This window comes from Polynucleobacter parvulilacunae, assembly GCF_018881715.1.
GTDB classification, from domain to species: Bacteria; Pseudomonadota; Gammaproteobacteria; order Burkholderiales; family Burkholderiaceae; genus Polynucleobacter; species Polynucleobacter parvulilacunae.
The window spans coordinates 91389-114908 of sequence record NZ_JACVPW010000002.1; the positions used below are offsets into that span (position 1 = coordinate 91389).

Annotated in this window: 17 protein-coding genes; 3 read left to right on the plus strand and 14 right to left on the minus strand. The window is 47.1% G+C overall.

Going from position 1 to position 23520, the window contains the following annotated elements; genetic code table 11:
* The first annotated feature begins 2 nt into the window (after positions 1-2).
* Positions 3-2615: a circularly permuted type 2 ATP-grasp protein gene (locus tag ICN18_RS05780; RefSeq protein ID WP_216189562.1), complete on the plus strand. Its 2613-nt coding sequence runs from the start codon at positions 3-5 to the stop codon at positions 2613-2615.
* Entirely contained in the window at positions 2593-3546 is a 954-nt protein-coding gene (locus tag ICN18_RS05785) for a transglutaminase family protein (protein ID WP_369411873.1), read from the plus strand. Before ICN18_RS05780 ends, ICN18_RS05785 begins: the two co-directional genes overlap by 23 nt.
* A gap of 68 nt (positions 3547-3614) precedes the next feature.
* Here the strand turns inward: ICN18_RS05785 and ICN18_RS05790 are convergent, their stop codons facing one another.
* The 10 genes from ICN18_RS05790 to scpB all read right to left on the minus strand — a co-directional run bounded on the left by ICN18_RS05790 (position 3615) and on the right by scpB (position 17816).
* Positions 3615-4601 (minus strand): tripartite tricarboxylate transporter substrate-binding protein, encoded by a 987-nt coding sequence (locus tag ICN18_RS05790; protein ID WP_216189563.1) that lies wholly within the window; start codon positions 4599-4601, stop codon positions 3615-3617.
* 94 nt (positions 4602-4695) lie between these two features.
* Complete coding sequence (locus ICN18_RS05795) at positions 4696-7047, minus strand: Tex family protein (RefSeq protein ID WP_216189565.1); 2352 nt, start codon at positions 7045-7047, stop codon at positions 4696-4698.
* Between the two features lie 117 nt (positions 7048-7164).
* The gene (typA, locus tag ICN18_RS05800) at positions 7165-8982 is read right to left on the minus strand and encodes a translational GTPase TypA (RefSeq protein WP_216189566.1); all 1818 of its coding nucleotides are present in this window, start codon (positions 8980-8982) and stop codon (positions 7165-7167) included.
* A 51-nt stretch (positions 8983-9033) separates the two neighbouring features.
* Positions 9034-9945 (minus strand): tRNA pseudouridine(55) synthase TruB, encoded by a 912-nt coding sequence (truB, locus tag ICN18_RS05805; RefSeq protein ID WP_216189567.1) that lies wholly within the window; start codon positions 9943-9945, stop codon positions 9034-9036.
* A gap of 3 nt (positions 9946-9948) precedes the next feature.
* Positions 9949-10338, minus strand: a complete 390-nt coding sequence (rbfA, locus tag ICN18_RS05810) for a 30S ribosome-binding factor RbfA (protein ID WP_216153831.1) — start codon at positions 10336-10338, stop codon at positions 9949-9951.
* A 5-nt stretch (positions 10339-10343) separates the two neighbouring features.
* Positions 10344-13109, minus strand: a complete 2766-nt coding sequence (infB, locus tag ICN18_RS05815) for a translation initiation factor IF-2 (protein WP_216189569.1) — start codon at positions 13107-13109, stop codon at positions 10344-10346.
* 13 nt (positions 13110-13122) lie between these two features.
* Positions 13123-14604 carry a transcription termination factor NusA gene (gene nusA / locus ICN18_RS05820; RefSeq protein ID WP_215346624.1) on the minus strand — a complete coding sequence of 494 codons (1482 nt, stop codon included), beginning with the start codon at positions 14602-14604 and terminating at the stop codon, positions 13123-13125.
* Positions 14601-15092: a ribosome maturation factor RimP gene (rimP, locus tag ICN18_RS05825; protein WP_216189570.1), complete on the minus strand. Its 492-nt coding sequence runs from the start codon at positions 15090-15092 to the stop codon at positions 14601-14603. The genes nusA and rimP overlap by 4 nt, the downstream gene beginning before the upstream one ends.
* A 174-nt stretch (positions 15093-15266) precedes the next feature.
* Complete coding sequence (locus ICN18_RS05830) at positions 15267-17069, minus strand: pseudouridine synthase (protein WP_216189571.1); 1803 nt, start codon at positions 17067-17069, stop codon at positions 15267-15269.
* Between the two features lie 6 nt (positions 17070-17075).
* Entirely contained in the window at positions 17076-17816 is a 741-nt protein-coding gene (scpB, locus tag ICN18_RS05835) for an SMC-Scp complex subunit ScpB (protein ID WP_216189573.1), read from the minus strand.
* A gap of 187 nt (positions 17817-18003) precedes the next feature.
* On the opposite strand from scpB, the gene ICN18_RS05840 reads away from it, so the two are divergent.
* On the plus strand, positions 18004-18930 hold the full coding sequence (locus tag ICN18_RS05840; protein ID WP_216189574.1) for a patatin-like phospholipase family protein: 927 nt from the start codon (positions 18004-18006) through the stop codon (positions 18928-18930).
* A gap of 51 nt (positions 18931-18981) precedes the next feature.
* Here the strand turns inward: ICN18_RS05840 and ICN18_RS05845 are convergent, their stop codons facing one another.
* The 4 genes from ICN18_RS05845 to ICN18_RS05860 form a co-directional block, all read right to left on the minus strand.
* Positions 18982-19629 (minus strand): C40 family peptidase, encoded by a 648-nt coding sequence (locus ICN18_RS05845; protein ID WP_216189575.1) that lies wholly within the window; start codon positions 19627-19629, stop codon positions 18982-18984.
* A gap of 149 nt (positions 19630-19778) precedes the next feature.
* On the minus strand, positions 19779-21437 hold the full coding sequence (locus ICN18_RS05850) for an ABC transporter ATP-binding protein (RefSeq protein WP_216189577.1): 1659 nt from the start codon (positions 21435-21437) through the stop codon (positions 19779-19781).
* The gene (locus ICN18_RS05855) at positions 21434-22459 is read right to left on the minus strand and encodes an ABC transporter permease (RefSeq protein WP_216189578.1); all 1026 of its coding nucleotides are present in this window, start codon (positions 22457-22459) and stop codon (positions 21434-21436) included. Before ICN18_RS05855 ends, ICN18_RS05850 begins: the two co-directional genes overlap by 4 nt.
* Positions 22456-23520, minus strand: a complete 1065-nt coding sequence (locus tag ICN18_RS05860; protein ID WP_216189579.1) for a microcin C ABC transporter permease YejB — start codon at positions 23518-23520, stop codon at positions 22456-22458. The genes ICN18_RS05855 and ICN18_RS05860 overlap by 4 nt, the downstream gene beginning before the upstream one ends.

A 23520-nucleotide genomic window follows, 5' to 3' on the forward strand; every position in this document is an offset into this window, starting at 1 on the left:
TTGTGGACAACCATCAGACCCATTCTTTGAAAGACGTCAGCAACCCCTCCCTGGTGGAGGATATCAATCGTCTTTCACCCACGCCTAAAGAGGGACATTTTGATGAGTTGCGAGGGGAATCAAAGTCTCTACTGCCCCAGTGGCAAACTTTTTTTGAATCCCTTGGCTCCGCTGGTTTAAGCGATCTCGATCAACGCACCCAAGAACTCAATAGGCAGATTCGGGATAACGGTATTACCTATAACGTCTATGCCGATGAGTTTGGTCCGCAGCGCCCTTGGTCGGTAGATTTATTTCCACTCCTTATTAATCCTGATTCTTGGCAAAAAATTCAGTCTGGAGTTTTGCAGCGCGCGCGTTTACTTGAAGCCATCATGGTTGACATATATGGCCCGCAAAATTTACTGAAGGAAGGATGGATTCCTCCGGCATTAATCCATGGGCATCCTGGTTATTTGCGCTCTATGCATGGTGTCGAGCTTAATAACAGAAAACATCTTCACATCATGGCTTTTGATTTAGCAAGAGCGCCTGATGGATCATGGTCAGTGCTATCTCAACGCACCCAAGCACCTTCTGGCCTTGGGTATCTTTTGGAAAATCGCAATCTTATCGCAAGGCAATTTCCCAAAGCATATGAACTCATGCAGATTGCCCCACTAGCTAATGCCTATAGAGACTTAATCGATGCATTAAAGCTTGAAAGCCCAGCAGGTGCAAACGCGCATATCGCACTACTCACACCAGGTCCCTATAACGAAACCTACTTTGAGCATGCTTATCTCGCTCGGTATCTCGGCCTAACTCTGGTTGAAGGTGGTGACTTAACCGTACGTGACCAACATTTATTTTTAAAAACAGTACGCGGTTTAGAGCCTGTACATATTTTGCTCAAACGTTTAGATGATGAATTTTTAGATCCATTAGAACTGCGTTCCGACTCCACCCTAGGTGTCCCCGGCCTATTGCAAGTGATACGTGCCGGTAATGTTGTGTTGGCAAATGCTCCTGGCTCAGCCTTCCTTGAATCTCCTGCTCTATTAGGATTCTTACCGGCGATTAGTGAGCGACTTCTCAATGAAAAAGTTCAGCTTCCAGCAATGGATACTTGGTGGTGCGGTGAACGCGCTGCACTAGAGGCTGCTATTCCAAATTTAGGGCATAGTGCTATTAAGCCAACCTATCCGAATGGCACGGGCCATCAAAGCTATGAATCCGCCCTAGGTTGCGATCTGAATCAGGCCCAATTAGATGAATGGGTAGGCCGCATTACGCGCCAGCCAGATGATCACACAGTACAAACCTATATTCCATTGGCACAAATGCCAACTTGGTTAAATGCTTTTAATCTCAATGATGCCTCTTTGATTGAGCCTCATTCTTATGTGTTGCGTGTCTTTGCCTTAAGCGATGGCCCTAACAGCTGGCAAGTATTGCCTGGTGGACTTGCCCGTATCGCCAGTACTGACTCAGGTATTGCCTCGATGCAACGGGGCGGTAGTAGTGCAGATGTATGGGTTCAAAGCCCGCAGCCCGCCCAAGAGCAAGGGCAACTACCGCAGCATCCGATACAAGCTCCTGAAAAAGTGATGCGTAAGCGCTTAGTTACCAGCCGCGCCGCCGAGAATCTCTATTGGTTTGGGCGCTACACCGAGCGCAGTGAAAATATTCTGCGCTTGGCTAAGCTCTATCTTGAAAATATTAATAGTGAATACACCCCTTCCCGCTCACTGTGGTCTTGGCTAGAAAATCTATGCCACTACTACGGAATTGTGCCTGAAGGTGTTCCAAGCAATTTTGATCAGAGTGATATGCGTCACCGAATTTTTGAGCGCACTTTAATTAGCTCTCTCAATGCTAGCGATGGCGTTACCAGTGTGGGCTATAACCTTCAAGCCATGAAGCGCACTGCCTCTAATGTAAGAGAACGACTCTCTACCGAGCAATGGAGCACGATCAATCATTGCATCGAGCAATTTCAAGCAGATTGCCATAAAGCCAGCACCTTTAATGATTTTTCTACCTCGCTCGCTATCGATGCTTTAAATGGCGCGAGTAGCTGCTTAGCTGCGATCACTGGTGCACAAACTGACCGTATGACACGCGATGATGGGTGGCAACTACTTTCTATTGGTCGGCATATCGAGAGACTTGCCTTTCTGACGAATGCTTTAGATTCAGCCATCACCTCTGGCTTACTGAACAATCCAAATGTCGATAGTTCAGGCTATACCGCCCTACTCAATTTATTTGATAGCACCATCACCTTCCATGCACAGCATCAACAAAGCCGGGAAATCGCTCCCTTAATTAGCTTACTTGTTATGGATGATGAAAATCCACGATCACTTGCTTGGGTTAGCAAGACGCTTAGAGCTCGCCTATCAAAGCTAGCGGGTACCGAACGCAATAATCCTGATGAGCTCACCCGTAGCGTCATTAACTTACTGGATTACGACTTGTTTTCACTATCTACGGCTGATGGCTTTGGTAATCTATCGGATCTCAGAAATTGTTTGCGCAATTGCTCGCAGTCCGCCTGGAATGTTTCTGATGAAATTAGCGCACGCTATTTTAATCTGATTCACTCCAATGAATACAGTATCCAAATGTAATGCGCAAATTATGTTACTAGAAATTACCCACGATACCCATTATTCATACGATCCTAATGTTGAGATTGCACAACATTTTGCTCATCTCAAACCGGCAGATCTAGAGACCCAGCGAGTACTAAAAACAGAAGTTCAAGTAAATCCTAGACCCTCTTGGAGTAAAGAAAATCAAGATAGCTATGGCAATGTTTGCACCTTTTTCTCGCTCCAAAACAGACACAGCGAGCTTTTAATTACCGCCAAGTCGTTAATTGAAACTTCTAGGGTTGTTTACGGCCCCAAGCCACAGGAAACTGCCGCCTGGGAACAAGTTCGTGAATATTTCCGCTATCACTCAAACACCAAGTGGGATGCAGCCTCAGAATTTCTATTCACATCTCCATTCGTCACCCTACGTCCAGAGTTTTCAGAATTTGCGAGAGCCAATTTCACGGCCGGTAGGCCCATATTAGATGCGGCAATTGATTTGATGAAACGCATCTATAGTGAATTTCATTACGTTAGCAAAAGTACTGATATCAACACGCCTGCGCTGGAGGCATTAAATAAACGCGAAGGCGTATGCCAAGACTTTGCTCATATTCTGATTGCATCACTTCGCAGTATCGGCATTCCAGCAAAATATATCAGCGGCTACATTCTGACAAATCCCGCACCCGGTCAAGCAAGACTGATTGGTGGAGATGCCTCACATGCTTGGGCATCAGTTTATGTTCCCAGCATAGATGAAAATGGCATTCTAGGTAAGGGTATTTGGTGTGATCTAGACCCAACCAATAATCGCTGGGGATATGGAACTCCTGGAGAAGATTATGTTCATCTAGCTCAGGGTAGAGATTACTCTGATGTCTCTCCTATCCGTGGAGTAATCCATGGTGGAGCAGACCATACGTTAGAGGTAGCGGTCACAGTGATGCCTATTCAGGAATAAATATTGTTAGCCCAATAAAAAACCGCCCGAAGGCGGTTTTCTTATTTAGAGACCAAGCTACTCACATCTTAGTCTGCGTAAATACCTGCAGCTTTGATGATTGGTGTCCATAAATCAATCTGCGCCTTCAGATGCTTCTTCAAGCCTTCTGGAGTGGCATTTGCTTGTGATGGAATCTCAACACCCAGCTCGGCCATATGTTGTTTGTAGAGCGGATCCTGAATAGCGCCTTGCAATGCTTTGGCTAACTTATCCATCTCTGCTTTAGGCGTACCCTTTGGAGCGTATACACCATGCCAAACCTTCACTTCAAAGTTCTTCAAGCCCTGCTCGTTCAGGGTTGGGATCTTGTCAAATGCCTTGATCCGCTGCATTGTAGTTGTGCCATAAGGCTTCACTGCATTGGTAGCAAGCTGACCTGAGAGATTGGTTGTTTGATCACACATCAATTGCACTTGATTGCCGATCAAATCAGTTAAAGCAGGCGCAGTGCCTTTGTATGGAACGGTTGTCAAATCCAACTGAATACGGCTCATAAATAGCAATCCGCACAAGTGACTTGCAGAACCTACCCCAGCATTAGCATAAGCAATCTTGCCTACGTTTGCCTTCATGTACGGAAGAAGCTCCTGATAGTTTTTAGGAGGCAGATCTTTATTCCCCACCAAGATCATCGGTACGTCAGCAACTTGGCCAACATACTCATAGTCATTCATTGGATCAAAGCCCAGATTCTTGTACAAAGCTGGGGCGGTAGACATGCCAATGTGATGAATCAATAATGTGTAGCCATCATTTTTCGAATTGATGACGCGCTTAGCGGCAATCGTGCCGCCCGCACCAGGACTGTTGTCCACGATCACTTGGCCTTTGAGCTGTTTACCCATTGCCAAAGCAAGTTCACGAGCGACTTTATCGGTTGGACCACCAGCAGAAAAAGGCACTACCAAAGTAATTGGGCGATCCCCGGGGAAATCAGCTGCTTTTGCAGCAGAAATGCCGACGCCTAAAGCACACAGCGAAATTGCTGCAATACGGAAAATAGATTGGGACATTTTCACGGTAATCCTTGTCATTCGTGGTTAAACATACAAAGCAATATTTTAGAGAATTTGACACCCCAGCGGGGAAAAAATCTCTAATAAATCATTATTTCTTAAGCTTGCCAAAGGCAGCCGCCATAGCATTATTTATTGGGGGCGCTTGCCTTCTTTCCTCTTGCGGCTTTCTGGGTTCGCTTGATTTAGGGCGATTAGGGCTTCTTTGCTCAGTTTTCGCACCGTCTCTTGGGGCCTCATCTGTCAAACGCATCGTTAGCGCGATGCGTTTACGCTTTTCATCCACTTCCAGCACCTTAACCTTCACTACCTGCCCCGCTTTAACTACGCTATGCGGATCTTTTACAAAGGTATTGGAAAGCGCTGAAATATGGACCAAGCCATCTTGATGCACGCCAATATCCACAAAGGCGCCAAAGGCAGCAACGTTAGTGACTACGCCTTCTAAAATCATGTCTGTTTTGAGATCGCTTATTTTCTCGACACCATCTTTAAATGTCGCGGTAGTAAATTCAGGACGTGGGTCGCGGCCTGGCTTTTCTAATTCTTTAATGATGTCAGTAACAGTAGGCAGACCAAATTGACCATCAGCATACTTTTCTGGTGAAAGTGACTTCAGCAAGCCAGCATCACCAATCACTTCCTTTACGCCTTTCTTAATATCCTTCAGAATCTTTTCTACCAAAGGATAAGATTCAGGATGAACTGCAGAGGCATCTAATGGATCATCGCCATTCATGATGCGCAAGAATCCAGCCGCTTGCTCGTAGGTCTTTTCGCCAAGGCGCGGAACACTCTTGAGATCTGCTCTCGATTTAAATGCACCATTACTATCACGGTAAGCCACAATACCCTCAGCCACTGTAGAGCTCAAACCAGAAACCCTTGCTAGAAGTGGTGCTGAAGCGGTATTCACGTCCACACCAACTGCATTTACGCAATCCTCAACTACTGCTACTAATGATTTAGCCAACTGGGTTTGCATGACATCATGCTGGTACTGACCTACCCCAATCGATTTAGGATCGATCTTCACCAATTCAGCCAATGGATCCTGAAGTCTTCTAGCGATAGATACAGCGCCACGCAAAGAGACATCCATGCCGGGCAATTCTTTTGAAGCGTACTCTGATGCTGAGTAAACGGATGCGCCCGCTTCTGAGACCACAATCTTGGTGAGCTTGAGTTCTGGTTTGGCTTTAATGAGTTCTTGCGCCAATTTATCCGTCTCGCGCGATGCGGTACCGTTACCAATCGAAATTAAAGTGGCATTGTGCTTCTCGGCTAACTTTGCCAAGGTATGTAATGAACCCGCCCAATCATTTTTGGGTTGATGTGGGTAAATGACTTCGGTATCCACTACCTTGCCAGTTGCATCGACTACTGCTACCTTCACGCCGGTACGCATACCAGGGTCAAGGCCGATGGTGACACGTGGACCAGCAGGCGCCGCTAGTAGAAGGTCTTTAAGATTTCGAGCAAATACATTAATCGCCTCAGTCTCTGAGCGCTCACGCAGCGCTGTCATGAGTTCTGACTCCAAATGCAGGGAGCACTTAATACGCCAAGTCCAGCGAACGGTATCAGCCAACCAAACATCAGCCGGGCGACCCTCATTTTTGATCTTGAAATGATTAGCAATACGGTTTTCGCAAGGATTATGCGGTGAATCCCACTTTGGCTTTTCTTCTTCGGAATCTAAACGTAAATTAACCATCAGCATCTGTTCGCGACGACCTCTAAATAAGGCTAAGGCGCGGTGCGATGGAATCGCTTTAATCGGCTCCGAGTAATCAAAGTAATCCGCAAACTTCTCACCCTCTTGTTCTTTGCCAGCAATCACCTTAGATTCAACTACGCCATGGTCTTGTAGGTACTCCCTGAGAGACTGGACTAATGATGCATCTTCAGCAAAACGTTCCATCAATATTTGACGTGCACCTTCAAGAGCGACCTTGGTATCAGAGACTCCAGGGTTATCAGTTCCATCAACCTGAAATGCTTCCTTAAGATATTTAGCGGCTTCGACTTCAGGATCTAAATTTGGATTAGTCAAAAGATCATTTGCCAATGGCTCCAAGCCAGCTTCCAATGCGATTTGCGCCTTGGTTCTTCTCTTAGGCTTGTATGGCAGGTAGAGGTCTTCCAAGCGAGTCTTATCTTCTGCCAACATGATGGCCTTGAGTAAATCGGGTGTCATCTTACCCTGCTCTTCAATAGAGGCAACGATGGTTTTGCGGCGATCCTCTAGCTCACGCAGATAACTTAGGCGCTCTTCCAGCAAGCGCAATTGTGTGTCATCCAAACCACCAGTCGCTTCTTTACGGTAACGAGCGATAAACGGTACGGTGGCACCCTCATCCATTAGGGCAATAGCTGCAGCTACTTGTGCAGGTTTGGCGGAAAGTTCTTGGGCAAGACGTTGTTCAATGGATGGCAGCATGTATGTCTATTTATTTAATGGATTTTTAACTATAAATAGTTAATTGTTTAGAAATCTGATTTCAATGAAGAACAAAAGCCACCCGGAGGTGACTTTTGTTGTGCGGCTTGAGCGAGATTACTCGCGTGATGCTTTTTTACGCTCATGCTCCTTGAGGTAGCGCTTGCGAATACGAATACTCTTCGGCGTTACTTCAACCAATTCATCGTCATCAATAAACTCAACTGCGTATTCCAAGTTCATTGCGATTGGCGTTACCAAGCGTACCGCTTCGTCAGTACCAGAAGCGCGAACGTTGGTTAATTGCTTACCTTTAATTGGGTTAACCACTAAGTCGTTATCACGACTATGAATACCGATCACCATACCTTCGTACAAAGGATCACCAGGGCTTACAAACATACGACCGCGGTCTTGCAACTTCCACAATGCGTAAGCAACTGCTTCGCCATCATCTTGGCTAATCAATACGCCGTTATGACGCTCACCCAAGATACCGTCCTTAGCTGGTGCATAAGAATCAAATGTGTGGCTCATCAAACCGTTACCGCGAGTCATGGTCATGAAATCGCCTTGGAAGCCGATCAAACCACGAGCTGGAATACGGTACTCAAGACGTGTACGACCTTTGCCGTCGCTCACCATGTCGAGCAATTCACCTTTACGCTTACCCAAGTCCTCCATTACGGCGCCTTGAGTAGTATCTTCAACGTCAACTGTTAAGTTCTCGTACGGCTCCATCTTCACGCCATCTTCTTCATGGAATACAACGCGTGGACGGGAAACGGCCAATTCGTAACCTTCACGACGCATTGTTTCCACCAAGATAGTGAGGTGCAATTCGCCACGGCCAGAAACTTCAAATACAGTGTCGTCGTCGGTTTCTTTAACGCGCAAAGCCATGTTGGACTTCAATTCGCGGTCAAGACGCTCACGAATTTGGCGGCTAGTTACAAATTTACCTTCACGACCAGCTAATGGGCTAGTGTTCACCATGAAGTTCATGGTCAATGTTGGCTCATCAATCTTGAGCATTGGCAATGCTTCTGGAACATCTGGTGCACAGATTGTTGTACCAATCGCTAGATCTTCAATACCATTAACTAGCACGATGTCGCCTGCTTGTGCTTCGTCAACCAACTCACGCTCTAAGCCACGGAACTTCAATACCTGGTTAATGCGACCTTTACGTTGCGCGCCATCAGGACCGTCCATAAACACAACGTCCATCAAAGGCTTAACAGTTCCACGGTTCACGCGGCCTACGCCGATCTTACCAACGTATGTGCTGTATTCAATAGAGGTAATTTGCAATTGCAATGGACCTTCTGGATTGTCATCACGAACTGGTACGTGCTTTAACACTGTGTCAAACAATGGGCGCATATCGCCTTCACGTACATCGTCAGTCAAACCTGCATAACCATTCAAGCCAGATGCGTACACCACTGGGAAGTCCAACTGCTCTTCAGTGGCACCCAATTTGTCAAACAACTCAAAGGTTGCGTTGATGACGTAATCGGTACGTGCGCCTGGGCGGTCAACTTTGTTAATCACTACGATTGGCTTCAAACCTAAAGCCAAGGCTTTTTTAGTTACAAAGCGGGTTTGTGGCATTGGGCCTTCTACAGCATCAACCAAAAGCAATACACCGTCAACCATAGAGAGAACGCGCTCTACTTCACCACCGAAGTCAGCGTGTCCTGGGGTATCAACGATGTTGATATGTGTGCCGTCATATTCAACAGCACAATTCTTGGACAAAATGGTGATACCACGCTCTTTTTCCAAGTCGTTTGAGTCCATGACGCGTTCGGTCATTTTTTCATTGGAGCGGAATGTGCCAGATTGGCGCAAGAGTTGGTCAACCAAAGTAGTTTTACCGTGGTCAACGTGGGCGATGATTGCTATGTTACGAAGTGCGCGTTTAGTCATGTGAAGCTTCTAAAGTTAAAGATAAGTAAAAGGGTTATAAGTTATGGATATTTAATGTGCCTGCGAAATCAAACGCTTTGGATGTAAAACACCAGAGCGCCAATCAGCAGTACCAATAAAGTTATGAGGAGCAGCAGTAGCGCGATAGATGCGTACCAATGCTTCGATGGAAGGTAGATTGAGTGGCACACGTTGTCCCATCTCAAGACGTTTAGCCTGTTGCTCATCCACTGTTAAATGGGGCAAAGTTTGTAAGAGCGCGTCAACCGGCAAAATATAGTCAGCAGTATTTTTCAAGCCACTCTGAATCGATTCAATCGTAAAAGATTGCTCAAGATTCAAGTGTCCAACCTCAGTACGGCGTAGGCCAACTAAATGGGCGCCACACCCCAAAGCATTGCCAATATCTTCGGCTAATACGCGAATATAGGTTCCTTTGCTGCAGCTCACCTCTAAAGTGGCTTCTGGCCAAGCAATATTGGTCCAACGAATAGAGTGAATCGTGATATCGCGTGGAGCGCGCTCTAATTCAACACCTGCACGAGCATATTCATACAAAGGCTTACCATCACGCTTAAGCGCTGAATACATAGGCGGCACTTGAGAAATCGGACCCGTAAATTTCGAGAGCAAGGCATCGAGTACAGTTTTGATTTCTGCTTCGCTTGCAAATACAGGCAAAGGCAATTCTTCAATAATGAGACCTTCAGCATCACCAGTATCAGTGCGTGAGCCAAACTTTACTTGTGCGATGTAAGTTTTATTAGCTTCGAGCAAGTCTTGTGAATATTTAGTTGCTTCACCTAAGCAAATAGGAAGCAAACCGGTTGCCATCGGATCCAAAGTGCCCGTATGACCAGCTTTGTCGGCATTAAAGGCGCGCTTGACAGCAGTAACCGCACCTTGAGAGCTCATTCCAGCAGGTTTATCTAGTAGCACGACGCCGTCGATTCTGATGGACATGAATTACTTCGTCTCGTCTGCTTGATCGCTGCGATCGCTACTGCGGTCACTATCCACGGCTTGATCGATCAATCGAGACATCTCTATGCCGTGCTCAACTGAGCTGTCATAGTGAAAATGCAATGTAGGAACAGTATGAATATGCAAACGCTTAAACAATAATGAATGCAAATACCCTGCTTTTTCTTGAAGTGCCTTTAGGGCATGTTCAGGTTCAGCACCTAAAACTGTAAAGAACACTTTAGCGTGTGCCAAGTCTGGTGTGAGCTCAATACTTTGCAAAGTAATCAAACCCAAACTCGGACTGCGCAACTCGCGCGGAATAAGCTCAGCCAGGTCTCGCTGAATTTGATCGGCGAGACGCTGGTTACGATGCGGACTAGTCTTGTGCATCTTGCTTAGAGTGAACGAGCCACTTCAGTTACTTCAAATACCTCAAGCTGATCGCCCTCTTTAATATCGTTGTAGCCTTTTAGTGACAGGCCGCACTCGACACCAGCACGAACTTCTTTAGCATCATCTTTGAAGCGCTTGAGAGAGTCTAGTTCACCACTCCAAACAACCACGTTGTCACGGAGGAGACGGACGCTTGAAGTACGCTTGACGATACCGTCAACTACCAAGCAACCCGCAATCGCGCCAACTTTAGATACCAAGAAGACTTGACGGATCTCAACGAGACCAGTGATTTCTTCTTTCTTGTCTGGTGTCAACATACCGCTCAAGGCTAATTTCACTTCGTCTACAGCGTCATAAATAATGTTGTGATAACGAATATCTACGCCATTGTTCTCAGCTAACTTACGTGCTGCAGCATCTGCGCGGGAGTTGAATCCAAAAATAACCGCTTTGGATGCAACAGCCAAGTTCACGTCAGTTTCAGTAATGCCACCAACGCCTGCATGAACAATTTGAACCTTAACTTCTGGAGTAGAAAGTTTCATTAACGATTGAGCCAAAGCTTCTTGAGAGCCTTGCACGTCAGCCTTAATAATCAACGGTAACAACTTAGCTTCAACTGCGCCTTCTTCCATGTTTTCCATCATGGTTTCAAGCTTGAATGCTTGCTGTTTAGCCAACTTCACGTCACGGAACTTTCCTTGGCGGAAAAGTGCAATCTCACGAGCCTTACGCTCATCAGGAACTACTTGCACTGATTCACCAGCAGCTGGAACATCCCCTAAGCCTTGAATCTCTACTGGTATCGATGGGCCTGCTTCATTACATGGCTTACCGTTTTCATCCAACATGGCGCGAACGCGACCATAGGTTGAGCCCGCTAACAACATATCGCCACGTTTGAGTGTGCCTGACTGAACCAATATGGTTGCAACAGGGCCCTTACCTTTATCCAAACGTGCTTCAATTACTAAGCCTTGAGCTGGAGCATCTTTAGGTGCTTTCAGCTCAAGAATTTCTGCTTGTAACAAAACGTTTTCAAGGAGGGCGTCAATGCCTTCACCTGTTTTTGCGGATACTGGAATAAATGGCACATCGCCACCGTATTCTTCAGGAACCACTTGCTCTGCAACCAATTCAGTTTTAACGCGCTCTGAATTGGCTTCTGGCTTATCAATCTTATTAATAGCCACAACAATAGGAACGCCACCTGCAAGCGCATGGTGAATCGCTTCTTTAGTTTGCGGCATTACGCCGTCATCAGCCGCTACTACCAAGATCACGATATCGGTTGCCTTAGCACCACGAGCACGCATTGCCGTAAAGGCTTCGTGACCCGGAGTATCCAAGAATGTAATCATGCCGCGTGGTGTTTCTACGTGGTATGCACCGATGTGCTGAGTAATACCGCCAGCTTCACCAGTAGCCACTTTAGCTGCACGAATCTTATCGAGCAAAGAAGTCTTACCGTGGTCAACGTGACCCATCACAGTTACAACTGGAGGACGTGGCAACAACTCTGCATCGTGGCCATCGGTACCCAAATCTAAATCTGGATCATCCAATTTCGCTGCAAAGGCTTTATGGCCCATCTCTTCAACGAGGATCATCGCTGTATCTTGATCGAGCACTTGGTTAATAGTGACCATCTGGCCCATACCCATCAACAACTTAATCACTTCTGCACTCTTCACCGCCATTGCATGAGCTAACTCAGCAACAGTAATCGTTTCTGGTACGTGAACATCACGCACAATAGCTTCTGTTGGTACTTGGAAGTTGGTATCAACGTTCGCTTCAGCGATTTGACGCTGTTTCTTGCGGCCACCGCCTGAACGCCAACCACCAACACCGCCGGATGAATCACCGCGTGTCTTGAGGCCGCCAGGTTTCTTGGCGCCTTCTTCTTGCCAAGTAGAGGAGGTCTCAGAAGATTTAATAGTCTTGCCACCAACTTTAGCAACAGCCTTCTTCTTGTCATCAGCACCTTCAACCTTTGCAGGCTTGTGCAAAGTACCTTTTTTCGCTTCTTCAGCAGCAATTTCACTTGGCGCTTTCAGAACACGAGCAGGAGCACTCATCATGTCGCGAATTGCTAAAGCTTCGGCTTCAGCAGCGGCACGACGAACACGAATATCCGCTAATTCTTTTTCTTTAGTTGCAGCCAAATCCTTAGCAGCTTTATCTGTCGCTGCTTTTTTCTCCGCAGCAGCTGCAGCAGCAGCCGGCGCTTCATCAACCGGGGTAGCTTCTTTAGCAACTACAGGAGCAGCAACTTCTTTTTGACGCGCCTCTTCAGCAGCCTTCATTTCTGCTTCTTGACGAGCCAATAACTCAGCTTGGCGTGTTGCCTCGGCTGCGCGTTTTTCTAACTCTTCCTCAGAAATAACTGGTTTAGCTGGTGCGGCTTTAGTTTCTACTTTTGCTGGAGCGGCTTCCGGTGCTTCTGCCTCAGGAGCTTTATCGCCCGCTTTAACCAACACACGCTTTTTACGAACTTCAACCTGTACGGTACGAGTGCGTCCAGCAGAGTCTGCTTGACGAATTTCTGAACTCTCACGCTTGATTAAAGTGATCTTCTTACGCGCGCCTGTATCTGCGCTGCCATGTGCTTTTTGCAAATGCTCGAGAAGGACAGTTTTGTCCTTCTCGGTAATGCTGTCGTCCTCAGAACCTTTTTCGATACCGGCCGCCTTCAATTGCTCCAAGAGGTCGGGCGCGGTACGTTTTAATTCTTTAGCGAGTACTTTTACTGTTGTTGCCATGCACTACTTCCTCTCATGAAGTAAACCAATGTTCGCGCGCTTTCATGATGAGCGTTTTCGCAGTTTCTTCGTCAATTTGTGTCGCCTCAACCAGCTCATCAACAGCTAGTTCAGCAAGGTCGTCACGGGTATGAACTTGATTGTCAGCAAGCTTAGCAATCAGTTCTGTTGTCATTCCTTCTAAGGAGCGTAAGTCTTGTGAAACTTCTCCAATGCGCTCTTCTTTTGCCAACTCCATAGTCAACAAGGAATCACGCGCACGAGTACGCAACTCATTCACAGTATCTTCATCGAATGAATCGATCTCTAACATTTCAGATAATGGCACGTAAGCCACTTCTTCCAATGTGTTGAAACCTTCTTCAATCAAGATGTCAGCCACTTCTTGGTCCACATCCAACTTGTCCATAAACAACTGGCGCACGGAAGAAGCTTCTTTTTCAGTTTTCTCAGCAGACTCTTCAGGAGTCATGATGTTGATCTGCCAACCAGTCAAATCGCTCGCCAAACGAACGTTTTGTCCGCTACGGCCAATCGCGATTGCCAAGTTTTCTTCATCCACTACAACGTCCATTGCGTGACGTTCTTCGTCAACCACGATAGAAGACACTTGAGCTGGAGCCAAAGCACCAATCACAAACTGAGCTGGATCTTCAGACCACAATACGATATCAACTGCTTCGCCGGCAACTTCGTTGCGAACTGCAGTTACACGTGTACCACGAACGCCAACGCAAGTACCGATTGGATCGATACGCTTGTCATAAGTAATCACAGCAATCTTTGCGCGCACACCAGGATCACGGGCAGCGCCTTTGATCTCTAGTAAGCCCTGCTCCATCTCTGGAACCTCATTCTCAAACAACTTGATCAAGAAATCTGGGCAAGTACGTGAGAGTTCGATTTGTGGGCCGCGTGCTTCACGATCCACCTTAAGGATGTATGCGCGTACACGGTCACCAGAACGTAAGTTCTCTTTTGGAATCATTTGATCGCGACGCAGCAACGCTTCAACACGACCTGATTCAATAATCAAACCATTCTTGTCTGCACGTTTAACGGTACCGGTCATGACTTTTTCGCCACGCTCAAGGTAGTCGTTCAAAATCTGTTCGCGCTCTGCATCACGGATACGTTGCAAGATGACTTGCTTAGCAGCTTGTGCACCGATACGACCGAAGGCTAAAGATTCGATTTGCTCTTCGATATAGTCGCCAACTTCCATGTCAGCGAGTTGCTCTTGAGCTTCAAATTGCAGAATCTCTTTATCTGGCTCTTGTAGACCTGCTTCGTTGGGAACAACCAACCAACGACGGAAGGTTTCATATTCACCAGTTTCGCGATCAATTGAAACGCGGATATCCACGTCTTCTGTAGCGTAGCGCTTCTTGGTCGCAGAGGCCAAAGCCATCTCCAACGCTTCGAATACGATCGCTTGATCAACGTTCTTTTCACGCGCTAACGCGTCTGCCAACATGAGAACTTCTCGGCTCATGACTTTCTTCCTTTGAAATCAATAACAGGGACCAACCGAGTCTTATCGACCTCGGCTAAAGAGAACTCCAATTGAGAAGGCTGACCATCAGCACCCTCAAATACCAAACCAAACTTTGCATCTGGTGAATTCAATTCACCACTCAGCAAACCTTGCAACTCACCACGAAAATTCTTACGGTTACCAACGGCAACACGCAACTTCAAATCTACTTGCATACCGGCAAAGCGCTCATAATCAGCGGCACTCTTTACTGGACGATCCAATCCTGGAGATGAAATCTCTAAACGCTCGTAAGGGATGTTTTCAACTGGCAATGTGTAGCTCAGTTGATGACTTACCTTCTCGCAATCCAAAACGGAAATCAAGCGTTCGTAATCTGGGTTTTCAATCGTGACGCGCAGCAATCCTCCGGCTTCACGCTCAATTTCCACTAGCGTGTAACCCAAGTTTTCCAGCTCTGCAGAAATAACCTGCTGATCCTTCACGACACCCCTTCATACCAAAATGGCAAAAAAAAATGGGCTTCAAAGCCCATATTCTCGAAATTCAGAACAGGCCGACTTACGTTGATCGCAACATCAGTCGGTAACTACTCAAAACAGCAAAACCCCTGCTGCAAGACCAAAATTATAGCCTATTTAGCAGAAAACCGATACAAATCAGAAGCTTTCGCCCGGATTACGCGGTTTTCTAGGCCCTTTATTGAAGGGTTTGCGCCCCTTTGGTGCGCCTCGTTTAGGGCCATTTCCAGGACTTTGGGGGTTGCCAGTCACAAAAGCGGACTGACCATGGTGAACTTTGCCGCCTTTGCTGCGATTTTGGCCCTGGCCACCTTGTCCTCCCTGACCGCCCTGCCCACCTCTACCACCTTGGCCACCTTGGCCAGGTCTGCCGCCTTGGGTACGACCACGGAAAGGACCGCGCCCTTCGCCAGAACCACCGCCACCACCGGGTTTGCCGCCTCTACCCTGGTGCGTTAAGCCATTGTGGCCGCTGGCAAGGGTTAAGGCATCACGCGAACCCCAGTAAGAAACCGAGGTTTGCATTGGATCCGGTTGGAAATCCTCACCCATCGGGCGACGATCACGATTATTAGGATTAGGGTTGCGGCCCTTATCTTGTGGCTGAGGCATTTTTAAGCCTGCAGACTTCATTAAGTTATAGATGCCGCCAGCCTCAATCTCTTCCCATTTGCCACGACGTAAGCGTGGGGGTAATAAGAAAATGCCGTAACGAGTTCGGATTAGGCGGGACACCACATGACCAACCGCCTCAAACATACGACGCACTTCTCGATTACGGCCTTCGTTTAATGCAACGTGATACCAACGGTTAGCACCTTCGCCACCGCCCATTGCTAGACGTAAGAATTTAGCTTGGCCATCATCAAGCGTAATACCGCTCTTCAATAGGGAAGTATTTTCTTGGCTCAAGTCACCCAAGATACGCACTGCGTATTCACGCTCGACGCCATAACGTGGATGCATTAAACGATTCGCTAATTCACCAGAAGTGGTAAATAACAAAAGACCTTCAGTATTAAAGTCCAAGCGACCTACAGCGATCCAACGCCCCTGACGTGGCTTTGGTAAACGATCAAATACGGTTGGACGACCCTCTGGGTCTGATTGGCTCACGATTTCGCCAGCCGGCTTGTGATACATGATGACGCGTGGTGGCTTAGTCTGAATCTTGCGATGGACCGGCTTGCCATTAATGCGCACTTGATCTGTTGGTCCAATGCGCTGACCAATGTGAGCAGGTAATCCGTTAACTGATACGCGTCCTTGAATAATCAAGTCCTCCATATCGCGACGGGATCCCATACCAACGTCAGCTAATACCTTATGTAACTTAACAGTATCTTCATCATCAGCATCATCATCTAAACCATCGAGGTCAGACCAAACTTCATCACGCAAACTGAGTGGAAGGTCATCAACGTTTGCGAATTGCAAACTGCTCATTTCTTCATCTGTTGGCGCATCCGAATCTTCATCCTCACGTGAACGTTGAGCACGTTGTGCGCGACGCTCAGCACCAGTTTGATGGGAGATCTCACTCTCATTCACGCCATCAGGATTTTTAACTTCTTCGACTTCAGGCGCATCCAAAGCAGCATCAAATTCACCAGATACAACTGAAGCAAATAAAGCTTCGCTTTCTGCTGCATTTGGGGCTAGCTTGGAAGATTGATTGCCTTGATTGTTGCCGCCTTCACGAGGGCCATTGCCTTCACCACCTTCGCGGCGTGGCCGATCCTTGTTGAAAGGACGCTTCTTATTAAATGGATGTTTGCTGCCACCTGCGCCTTGACGACGTGGGCGACGATCACCACGTTCCGTGCGCTCACCACCTTCAGTCTTCTGGCCATCAGCATTTGATGGCGCTGCGTCTGATTTAGATGTGGTTGCCGATGGATTTACTACCGGGGATGAATCGTTTTCGTTAGAGCTTGTCATTAATGATTATTTTGTTTCGTCTGGTTTATCTTCAGACTCAGGGGTAACTTCTTCGTTAAGTTCTTCTGTCACTTCAATAACTGTTTCTTCTACAGTGATTTCGGATATTTCTACTTCTAGTGTTTCTTCAGTCTCGCTAACTTCTTGTGCTTCAGCATCAATAATTACCGTCTCTACAGTAGCGGATGGATCAAACTCCATTACTGCTTGACCCAACTGCGCTGCAGCAGCCATTGGTGCGGCATCTTCTAAGATCGGCAAACTTTGTAAATTTGTCAGGCTGAGATCATCCAAGAACTGCTTAGTGGTGGCGTACAAACCTGGGCGACCAACTGTTTCCTTATGACCAATTACTTCCACCCAACCACGGTCTTCTAATTGCTTCATCACGTTGCTGCTCACCGCAACACCGCGAATTTCTTCAATCTCACCACGTGTTACAGGCTGACGATAAGCAATGATGGCTAAAGTTTCCATCACTGCACGGGAATACTTTGGCGGCTTTTCTGGTGTGAGGCGATCAAGGTACTCACGCATGGAAAGGCGGCTCTGAAAACGCCAGCCGGTTGCGATATGGACTAATTCCATACCCCTGTCATCCCAAGCACGCTGGATTTCGATTAATGCTTCGTCGATATCTGCCGTCGTGATCTCTTCTACAAATAGACGAGACAAATCAGCAACGGTGAGTGGCTCCTGCGCACATAGGAGGGCTGTTTCAATTACACGCTTATTGTGATCGTCCATAAAATTCGGGCTACCAGGAGCAATCCTGATTAGGCTTTAAAAATGTATTTAGTAATGGGTTTTGGTGTTCTCTAGCGACTACGGACAACCCATCTCATCAGTTCTTATTGGGATATATCCGCGCTGAAACGAAGTCCTTTTCGTTCACCTTGCGCCCATTATAAGGTAGGCTCAATACAATAGCCACATGCATAAGAATTCCACTAAACCCCCTCTATCCACGCCAAATACGCCTGATTCCATGGAGCGCCGCAGACTTTTGGGCCTTGGAATTGGCATGAGCACCCTTATTGGGGGCGTAGGTCTGAGCTCTTGCAGCCTCATTGGCAATAAGAAACCAGTGGTTGGATTGGTTTTGGGTGCTGGTGCAGCTCGAGGCTTTGCCCATGTGGGCGTTATAAAAGCTCTGGAAGCCCAAGGGATCCGGCCTGATATCGTTGTTGGGAGTAGCGCAGGCAGCGTCATAGCCGCCCTCCTAGCATCGGGAGCCACCGGCAACGAACTTAATCGCCTAGCCCTAAATCTGGATGAAGCCACGATTGCCGACTGGGGGCTGCCCTTTGCAGGACGATTTGGCGGACTTATTAAAGGTGATGCCCTACAAAATATGGTGAACCGTGAAGTTCAAAATAAATCGATTGAGCAAATGCGCATTCCCCTGGGAATTGTTGCAACCGAATTACAGTCAGGCAAAGGTATCTTATTTAGAACGGGTAATACTGGTTTGGCAGTACGCGCATCTTGTAGTGTGCCTGGTGTATTTCAGCCAGCAGTCATTAGCGGCAAAGAATATGTGGACGGCGGCTTGGTTGCTCCCGTTCCGGTAAGCTATGCAAGACAAATGGGTGCAACACTAGTGATCGCTGTAAATATTTCATCTGAGCCAGTACATCAAGATGCCAGCGGAACTCTAGGTGTATTACAACAAACCATTTCCATCATGCAGCGAAGTATTAATCAGTATGAACTTAAAAGTGCTGATATCGTGATTCAGCCTCAACTCAAACAAATGAGTAGCGGTGATTTCAGATCCAGAAATGCTGCCATTCTCGCTGGCGAAGCCGCAGCACAAGAGCAGATGGGATTCATTAAAGAGAAGCTGAAAGGCTGGTAGCTGAAAGGCGGCAGGCTAACTGCCGTAAGGCTAGAGCCCGTAGGGTCCTTATTAAAGACTGCGTGACTTACGCTTGAGATTTTTTACTTCGTTCAGAAGTTCTTGACGCTCTGAGTCATCAAGGTTGTCGCTACCATCCAAGCGACGTGCGCCATCAAAGCGTTTATCCCAGTAAAGACTACCGAGATCGTCCACTCGAACATTGGTACCTTTAGAAGGCGAATGAATGAATTTGTTGTCACCCACATAAATTCCCACATGAGAAAAAGTGAGGCGCATGGTGTTAAAGAATACGAGATCGCCTGGTTGTAATTCTTCACGAGTAATTGGTTTACCGACGCGACTCATTTGAGTCGACTTGCGCGGCAATAAGAAACCCAGCTTGTCTTTGAAAACGTAACCAACAAAACTACTGCCATCCAAACCAGATTGCGGTAATTCAGTATCCCAGCGATAACGCACGCCAATCACCTCCATAGCGCGGTTAATTAACTCATCGGATTTGCCGGTAACGGTATCGGCCAAGCGATCAGAAACGCGAGCGATGTAAGAGCGCCCCGCTTGGAACATGCTCTCTTTCGGAACTGCTGTTTCAGCAGACGCCTCAGCCACTGAATCAACCGCATAGGCGGATACAGAGACAACGGCACCCATACCGAGGGCCAGTACTTTTAAAAGCAGTGCTTTTTTCAATGACATTTAACCAGTTTAACAAAAAACCCTTAATTAACCAAGCCTTCAATATAGCCTTAAGTCTTTGTTTATTAAGGTAAATTTGCTTTAAATCAGGGCGGATGCACCAAATTAGCCCATTAGAGGGGGATTTTTGGCCTTTGCTCAGCCCCTGTCTAGGCCAGCTCAGCAGCCGCGAAAAGCTCTTTGGTATAGGTCTGACGGGGATGTTTGATGAGGGTTTCGGTATCGCCAAACTCCACTACCTTGCCACCCTTGAGAACCATCACCTCATGTGACATTGCTCGAATCACTGCTAAATCATGACTAATCATGAGGTAAGCCAGGTTGTATTTCTTCTGCAACTCTGTGAGGAGTGCAAGCACCTGCTTTTGAATCGACACATCCAAGGCAGATGTCGGCTCATCCAAAACTAAAATCTGTGGACGCAAAATGAGTGCGCGTGCAATGGCAATCCGTTGACGCTGTCCACCAGAAAACTCATGGGGATAACGTAGAAGCGCTGAACGATCTAAACCCACTTCTTTAAGCATATCGACTACACGTGCCTCGCGTTCTGCAGAAGATAGTTTTGGAAAGTGCACATCCAAACCTTCAGAAACAATTTGCATAATATTCATGCGCGGTGACAGTGATCCAAATGGATCCTGAAAGATCACCTGCAAGCTTGAACGCATTGCACGTCTCTCAATCGGCTTGAGTTTCTGCCAGTCACTACCGAGTACATCAACATTGCCGGTAACTTCTGCAGCGCTATCACCCAATAAACCCAGCACCGCCATACCCAATGTAGTCTTGCCAGAGCCTGACTCACCAATCACGCCAATGGTCTGGCCTTGCTTTAGGGAAAAGGAGACTTTTTTTAATACTTTATGTGACGGTGCTTTTTTAAACCAAGAAGAGGACTCTGAGCTTGGGTAAGCAACCGAGAGCTCTTCTGTTTTTAACAGGACCGGAGCCAAAGGCATCAGCGGCGCTAAGTCACGCACCGGCTCACTATTGACCAAGGCACGCGTGTATGGATCCTTAGGATGCTCAAACACTTGCTTGGTTGATCCAGATTCCATCAAGTTACCTTGATTGAGAACAGCTACACGCTGTGCAAAGTGCTTTACCAGATTGAGATCATGCGTGATGAGGAGTATCCCCATACCGCCATGATCTTTAGATTCCTCTTGGAGCTCTTTGAGCAAATCCAAGATTTGCAAACGCAAACTCACATCCAAAGCAGTAGTTGGCTCATCCGCAATTAATAAGCGTGGCTTACATGCCAATGCCATAGCAATCATGGCGCGCTGTCTTTGGCCACCAGATAGTTGATGTGGATAAGAATGAAAGCGTCTCTCGGGCTCAGGAATGCCGGTCTTACGGAGTAAATCAATTGCAGCATCAATCGAATCTGCTTTAGAGATCAGAGGTTGATAGATTTGCACCGCCTCAATAATTTGATTGCCTACTGTGAATAAGGGGTTCAGCGCGGTCATCGGCTCCTGAAACACCATGGCAATTTCACGACCACGGATCTCCCGAATATCTTGCATAAGCATTGAGAGCAAGTCCACTGCGCCCTTCCCATCTTTTTTGTCCCAGAGAATCTTTCCGGAAACTTTGGCACCTTCCGGCTCGAGTCGCAATGGCGCTAATGCTGTGAGCGTCTTGCCTGAGCCAGACTCCCCGACTAAGGCAACCCGTTCACCAATACCGATTTCTAAATCGAGATGATTAACAGCAAATTTTTCTCTGCGCCCGCTACCAAAAGAAATACACAAATCTTCGTAGCGCAATAAGGGTTTTTGGTTTGAAGTTGTGCTCATGAGCGACCCCCACTCATCACGCCAGCCTTGCGAGTATCAAATGCATTGCGCAAGGCCTCACCCATAAAGGTTAGGAGCAATAAGGTTGCGACAAGAACAACGAAGGTAGATAAGGAAATCCACCAAGCATCAAGATTACTTTTGCCTTGTGAGAGTAATTCACCAAGACTTGGCGTGCCAGGAGGAACACCTAAACCTAAAAAGTCCAAGCTGGTCAGAGACAGAATGGCGGCACTCATACGGAATGGCAAAAAGGTAATTACTGGCGTCAAGCTATTGGGAAGTATGTGGCGCCACATGATCTGCACATTGGTCAGACCTAATGCTCTGGCTGCACGCACATACTCTAAGGCGCGATTGCGGAAAAATTCTGCGCGGACGTAGTCCGATAAACCCATCCATCCAAATGCTGCCAACAGAATAATCAGTAATGAAACACTAGGATTAAAGATTGAAGCAAAAATGATCAGCAAGTAGAGCTCAGGCATAGCTGACCAGATTTCGATCAGGCGCTGCGAGACCAAGTCAAACTTACCGCCAAAGAATCCCATCAAGGATCCGGTGATGATGCCTACACTCACGCCAACAATGGTGAGCGCTAAACCAAACAGAATAGATAAGCGGAAACCATAGATCAGGCGAGCCAATACATCGCGCCCACGATCATCGGTACCCAACCAGTTCTCCCAGGAAGGCGGCGCAGGATTGGGGACTTGAGAAAAGTAATTTAGAGTCTCATAGCTATAGTGAATCGGTGGATAAATCGCCCAATTACCATTGCTAGTGATGTTGTGACGAATGTCTGGATCCAAGAAATCAGTTGGTGTAGCAAAGTCTCCACCAAAGACCGTTTCTGGTTGACTCTTCACGATTGGGAAATAGAAATGCCCGTCATAACGAACCACTAAAGGCTTGTCATTGGCAATGAGCTCAGCGCACATCGATAAGCCAAATAGGACCATGAAGATCCACAGGCTTGCGTATCCCATGCGACTGTTTTTAAAGCGATGCCAACGACTCATGAGCCCCCTCCCGCACCAAACTGAATGCGTGGGTCTACATAAACATAACAAAGATCAGAAATTAACTTCGTGAATAAACCAATCAAGGTAAATAAATACAAAGTACCAAACACGACTGGGTAGTCACGGCGCATCACCGACTCATATGAAAGTAAGCCAAGACCATCTAATGAGAACAGGGTTTCGATCAGCAGCGAACCTGTAAAGAACGCCCCAATAAAAGCTGCTGGGAAACCCGTAACTAGCGGTAAGAGCGCATTGCGGAAAACGTGCTTCCATAAAACTTGCTTTTCAGACAGGCCTTTTGCTCTTGCAGTGAGAACATACTGCTTACGAATCTCTTCTAGGAATGAGTTTTTGGTCAGCATAGTCACTACTGCGAAGCTACCTAGAACAGATGCAGTAATCGGCAATACCAAGTGCCACAAATAATCCATGACCTTACCAATCAAACTCAGATCACTCCAGTTATCTGAGGTAAGCCCTCGCAGTGGAAACAACTGCAGGAAGCTGCCGCCGCCAAAGAGCACCAGCAACAAGACTCCCAGCACAAAACCTGGAATCGCATAACCCACCAGAATCATGCTGCTGGTAACAGCATCAAAGCGTGAGCCATCGCGTACTGCTTTTGCAATGCCCAAAGGAATCGATACTAAATACGTAATGAAGAAGGTCCATAGACCGATGCTAATCGATACCGGTAATTTAGAAACCACTAAACCCCAAACACTTTCATGCTGGTAATAGCTTTGTCCCAAATCAAAGCGTGCAAAGCGACCCAACATCATGAAATAACGCTCGAGTGGTGGCTTATCAAAGCCATATAAGGCTTTTACTTCCTCCAAGCGCTGCGCATCAATCCCCTGACGTCCGCGGTAAGTTGCGCCTGCGCCAGAAGATTCTGTACCTCCAACTGCCGCATCACCTTTGCCTTTTAACTCCAAGACCATTTGCTCAACTGGACCGCCCGGTACAAATTGCACTACGGCAAAGGTCAGCGTCAACACGCCTAACAAGGTAGGAATCATGAGCAGCAAACGCTTGAAGATATACGCGCGCAT

What these genes read in the sequence shown, in the direction of transcription:
- ICN18_RS05795 (WP_216189565.1), bottom strand. Translation starts at nt 7,047, where the DNA reads ATGCTGCCATCCATTGAACAACGTCTTGCCCAAGAACTTTCCGCCAAA.
- ICN18_RS05845 (WP_216189575.1), bottom strand. Translation starts at nt 19,629, where the DNA reads ATGTCATTGAAAAAAGCACTGCTTTTAAAAGTACTGGCCCTCGGTATG.
- ICN18_RS05785 (WP_369411873.1), top strand. Translation starts at nt 2,593, where the DNA reads ATGAATACAGTATCCAAATGTAATGCGCAAATTATGTTACTAGAAATT.
- ICN18_RS05860 (WP_216189579.1), bottom strand. Translation starts at nt 23,520, where the DNA reads ATGCGCGCGTATATCTTCAAGCGTTTGCTGCTCATGATTCCTACCTTG.
- scpB (WP_216189573.1), bottom strand. Translation starts at nt 17,816, where the DNA reads ATGGACGATCACAATAAGCGTGTAATTGAAACAGCCCTCCTATGTGCG.
- ICN18_RS05830 (WP_216189571.1), bottom strand. Translation starts at nt 17,069, where the DNA reads ATGACAAGCTCTAACGAAAACGATTCATCCCCGGTAGTAAATCCATCG.
- truB (WP_216189567.1), bottom strand. Translation starts at nt 9,945, where the DNA reads ATGTCCATCAGAATCGACGGCGTCGTGCTACTAGATAAACCTGCTGGA.
- ICN18_RS05855 (WP_216189578.1), bottom strand. Translation starts at nt 22,459, where the DNA reads ATGAGTCGTTGGCATCGCTTTAAAAACAGTCGCATGGGATACGCAAGC.
- ICN18_RS05790 (WP_216189563.1), bottom strand. Translation starts at nt 4,601, where the DNA reads ATGTCCCAATCTATTTTCCGTATTGCAGCAATTTCGCTGTGTGCTTTA.
- rbfA (WP_216153831.1), bottom strand. Translation starts at nt 10,338, where the DNA reads ATGCACAAGACTAGTCCGCATCGTAACCAGCGTCTCGCCGATCAAATT.
- infB (WP_216189569.1), bottom strand. Translation starts at nt 13,109, where the DNA reads ATGGCAACAACAGTAAAAGTACTCGCTAAAGAATTAAAACGTACCGCG.
- typA (WP_216189566.1), bottom strand. Translation starts at nt 8,982, where the DNA reads ATGACTAAACGCGCACTTCGTAACATAGCAATCATCGCCCACGTTGAC.
- ICN18_RS05840 (WP_216189574.1), top strand. Translation starts at nt 18,004, where the DNA reads ATGCATAAGAATTCCACTAAACCCCCTCTATCCACGCCAAATACGCCT.
- ICN18_RS05850 (WP_216189577.1), bottom strand. Translation starts at nt 21,437, where the DNA reads ATGAGCACAACTTCAAACCAAAAACCCTTATTGCGCTACGAAGATTTG.
- nusA (WP_215346624.1), bottom strand. Translation starts at nt 14,604, where the DNA reads ATGAGCCGAGAAGTTCTCATGTTGGCAGACGCGTTAGCGCGTGAAAAG.